General features: G+C 70.6%; 3 protein-coding genes and 1 pseudogene. All 4 read left to right on the top strand.

All coding sequences use genetic code 11. The annotated features are described in order from the left end of the window. Positions 1-1,955: ATP-binding protein (locus KUTG_RS45795; protein ID WP_198047563.1), on the top strand; the 1,955-nt coding region annotated here is incomplete at its 5' end. Between the two features lie 4 nt (positions 1,956-1,959). After that, entirely contained in the window at positions 1,960-2,862 is a 903-nt protein-coding gene (locus KUTG_RS45790; RefSeq protein WP_043726195.1) for a hypothetical protein, read from the top strand. Positions 2,863-2,867: 5 nt separating this feature from the next. Further along, the gene (locus KUTG_RS45785; protein ID WP_043726193.1) at positions 2,868-3,734 is read left to right on the top strand and encodes a hypothetical protein; all 867 of its coding nucleotides are present in this window, start codon (positions 2,868-2,870) and stop codon (positions 3,732-3,734) included. 67 nt (positions 3,735-3,801) lie between these two features. Then, positions 3,802-4,401, top strand: a pseudogene (locus KUTG_RS62460) (hypothetical protein); the annotation flags it as partial.

The following is a 4,401-nucleotide window of genomic DNA, read 5'->3' as shown; positions in this document are numbered from 1 at the left end:
TGGGCCACGTGCTGGACGCCGCCCGCGCCGAGGTCGGCCCGCTGACCGCCGGCCCCGACTCGCTCAACCGGCACACCTTCGTCTGCGGCGCCACCGGCAGCGGCAAGTCTTTCACGGTCCGACACCTGCTGACCGAGGCCGCTCGGGCCGGGCTGCCGTGGCTCGTCGTCGAGCCGGCCAAGGCCGAGTACGGGAGGATGGCCAACCGGCTGGGCCCGCTCGGCCACGACGTCGTCGTGCTCCAGCCGGGCAAGCCGGGCGACCCGCCCGTCGGCTTCAACCCACTGGTCCCGGCTCGGGTCACCGATCCCGACGGCACGCAGCGGGTCTTCCCGTTGCAGACCCACCTCGACCTGGTGCGTGCGCTGTTCAATGCCACGTTCGACCCTGAGGAGCCGTTCCCGCAGATCGTCGCCAGCGCGCTGACCAGGTCGTACGAGGAGCTGGGCTGGGACGTCACGCTCGGCGAGGCCGCCCACCGTGGCGCGCAGCCGCGCTATCCCACCCTCACCGACCTCCAGCGGGTGGCCGGGATCGTGGTGGACGAGATCGGCTACGCGAGCGACATCGCCGCCAACATGCAGGGTTACGTGAAGGTGCGGATGCGCAGCCTCAGCCAGGGCGTCATCGGGCACTTCCTGCACGACGCGCACCAGCTGGACTTCGAGGCGCTGATGCGGCGCAACGTGGTGCTGGCGATCGAGGAAGTCGGCGACGACACCGACAAGGCCTTCCTGATGGGTGCGGTGCTGCTCCAGCTGACCGAGCACCTGAAACTGCTCTACGGCGACAAGTCGCAGGTGCCGCTGGGCCACCTCACCGTCATCGAGGAGGCGCACCGCCTGCTGCGCAACGCCGGCGAGAACGCAGACACCGCCGCCTCCCGCGGGGTCGAGACCTTCGCCTCGCTGCTGGCCGAGGTCCGCGCCTACGGCGAGGGACTTGTTGTGGTGGAACAGATCCCCAGCAAGCTCATCCCGGACGTCATCAAGAACACCGCGGTGAAGATCGTGCACCGGCTGCCGGCCGAGGACGACCGCAAGAGCGTCGGGGCCACCATGAACCTGGAGGAGGACCAGTCCCGGAACGTGGTGTCGTTGCAGCCCCGCGAGGCCGCCGTCTTCACCGACGGCATGGACCGGCCGCTGCTGGTGCGCGTCCCGCACGCCGGCCGGGCCGAGGAGGGCGTGCCCCGGCCCGCCCCGGTCAACGGCTTGATCCGCACGCTGCGCAGCCCGACCTGCGGCAGCGAATGCCAGTCCCGCGCCTGCACCTTGGGTGAGATGTCGCGCGCCGGCCAGCTGTTGGCCCAGTACCCGGTGCTCACCGTGTGGACGGAGCTGACCGTGCTCGCGCACCTGGCCAGCTTCCCGAATCCGACCCTACAGCCCCGATATCGGGACATCCTGGTCACGTCCGAATCGGTGCGGAACCTGGAATGCGCGCTGTCGCAGGCGGTCGAGCGCGCGGTGCGGACCCGGTCGGCTCAGCTGCAACCGGGCACGCTGCCGTGGCTCTTCGCGGCGCACTGCAATGGCGTGCAGCTCTCGTCGCTTTCGACCGGCGAGGCCTACACCTGTCACGACGACGACCAGTCGATGCTCGCGCAGGCGTACAAGTGGACCCGCGTGCGGCACTGGCTCGAAGGCGACCCCGACGCGCCTCGACACCCTGATTCCGAGGCGTGGGAACGCTTCTACCGCCGGCCGATCCCGGGCGCGACCCGCGGCGAGCAACTCCAGGCCGTGCGGCGCTGGGAGCGGGAGCTCTACCAGGACCAGGCCGGCCGCGACGCCGTCACGTACGGCACGAGCCGGCCGGCCGCGCTGGAGCAGGCGATCGGCGGCCAGGCCGACGGCGGGCCCGCCTGGCGGCGCGCGGTGGCCGCCGCGCTGGAGTGGTTCAACGACGACGTCGGCTGGGTCTGGCGGCACGTGCTGCCGAGCGAGGAGTGAGACAATGCCCGGACCGGATTTCCCGCCTCCCAAGGCGCAGAAGCCGCCCGAGAAGCTGCCGGACGCGCCGAAGCCACCGCCCGACGCGGTCCGTCCCGTTCAGCCAGATGCCAAGGGCCCCAAGGACAATCGCGTTCCGGTGGAGCCGCACCCGTCCGGCGACAGGACGGCGGCCACCGGCCACGGTCCCGTCAAGATCGACACCTCCCCGCGGGGCGTGGACGCCCCTCGCCACGGCGGCGATCAGCACGGCGTGATGTCGCCCAAGATGGACGCGTGGCAGAAGAAGTTCGAGAGCCAGCAGCAACGCATGGACGGTCCTAAGCCGACGGTCGCGCCCGACGCCAAACAGCAGACCGACCGGCCGGCCGACCGGTTCTCCACCCGCCTGGACCTCAACGACAGCGTCCGGACGACGCCCGGCGGGCCGCTGGACATGGGCAAGGTCAAGGCGCAGCTCGACGGTCTCGTCAAGGCCGGGATCAGCGGCGTGCTGCGGGACCATGCGCAGCACGACATCGGGCACGGGGCCAAGACCGACTCCCACCACTATCCGCACGGCGGGCACACCGGGCGTGAGGTGCAGACCAAGCCGATGGAGGCCACCCTGCACGTCGACCACGCGAAGACCGACATCGAGGCCAACAAGGTGAAGGCCATGTTCGACGTGGTGTGCAAGGAGAACAAGGTGCATTCCGTGCCCGAGGCCCGGCACGCGCCTCAGTTCGACCGCCCCGACCCGCAGTCGCCGCGCGTCGAGCACAGGCCCGCTCCGACGGGCCAGGAGTTCAACCGTGGGCAGCACGACCGGCCGTCTTTCCCGGCGCCGCAGGTGGTTCCGACCCACCCGCAGCAGTTCCAGACTCCTTTCCCGCGGTACACGCCGCCCCACTTTCCCGGTAGGTGACCACGATGGGCGCTAACGAGTTCAGATCGAAGCCACCGGACGTGAAGGTGCCGCCGCCGTTGGCGCCGCCGAAGGACCGGCAGGCCGAGGTCGCCGAGGCGCGGACCAAGTTCGGCCTCGACGGTGGACACGAGGCTCCCAGGACCGGTGTGGACCGGCGGTCGGTGAGGGAACGCCCGCCGGAGACCCAGCACCGGTCCGCGCCCGAAGGGTCACCGCTGCGCGAGTCGGAGAAAACCCTTGCGCAGAACGGATTCACACCCAAGGACATCGACGGCCTACGGCAGACGCTGCGGGACAACCCCCAGTTGTGCGACACCCTCGCCACGTCGAAGACCAATGCCGAGATGCTCCACGACTTCTCCCGGATCGGCACCGTGCCCGACCAACGCTTCGCCGTGCCGAAGAGCCCCGAGGTCGACGCGCTGGTGCACAAGGCCGTGGACAAACAGCCCGGCGAGTACGTCTCGCAGCGTGACCTCGACGGGCTGATGAAGATCCTCGGCGGCAGCGACCCCACCCTGCTCCGCCAGGGTTTCAGCGGCTCGGAGATCGACCGGATCCGCAACTACCTGGTCGTCGAGACCGGCCGGGTGCTGCCCAGCGAGCTGCCCCAGGCTGTGATGACCGACGACGGGGTGGAACACAAAACCACCGCGGACAGGGTTTTGCACGACCGTTGGCGCATGGTCGACGCCACCGCCAAGAACCCGCTGAGCACCGGCGTCGCGCGGGCGGCCGGGGCCGACCTGAAGACCGTCGAGCACGTGAGCCAGGCCGCCACCCTCATCCAGGAGCCCGTCGGCAAGTACGTCAAGCGCACCGGGGAGGTACGCAAGGGCATCGACGCCGCCTCGAAGCCGCCGCGGTGATCGGGCGTTTTGCCAGGTGACTCCGGGTTAGCGTGCCGTCGCCCGTTATCGCTGGGGGTGCATGGCCATGACAACCGAAGAGGCGACGTTCGTCGTGATCGGCTCGACGGGTTCCGCCCGCCGGGTCTGCGCCGGGCTGCGGGACCGGCACCACACCGTGCACCATCTCGACGCACCCGACGACCGTGCGCTCCGGACCGCCCTGGCCGGTCCCGTCGACGGCGTCGCCGTGCTCTCGCACGACGATCTGGTGGTTCTGCGCTACGCCATGGCCGTTGCCCACATCCATCCCTCGGTGCGACTGCTCGCCTCCGTCTTCGACCGGGCCATCGCCCGGGAACTCACGGCGTTGTTGCCGTCGTGCACCGTCGCCTCCCCCGGCGACCTAGCCGCCGGCACCTTGGCCGGCCTGTGCCTGGAGCCCGACGCCTTGGCCGTGCACCACAACGGTTCCGACGCTCTGGTCCTGCGGCGTCAGGACGACGGCGTCGCGTGGCAACCTTGGCGCCACCTCCGGCGTTGGGACGCCGCCCGGGGCGTCGTCGGCGGCCAGCTCCGTCCGCACGACGGCGCCACCCGCATGCTCTTCGCCGGCCTCGTCGGCCTTCTCGTCGTGCTCGGCGCCGACTGGGCCTGGCAGATCGCCGCCGAACACCAGGACCCGCGT

This window comes from Kutzneria sp. 744, from assembly GCF_000568255.1.
Taxonomy (GTDB): Bacteria; Actinomycetota; Actinomycetes; order Mycobacteriales; family Pseudonocardiaceae; genus Kutzneria.
This window is presented reverse-complemented; position numbering and strand designations above follow the sequence as displayed.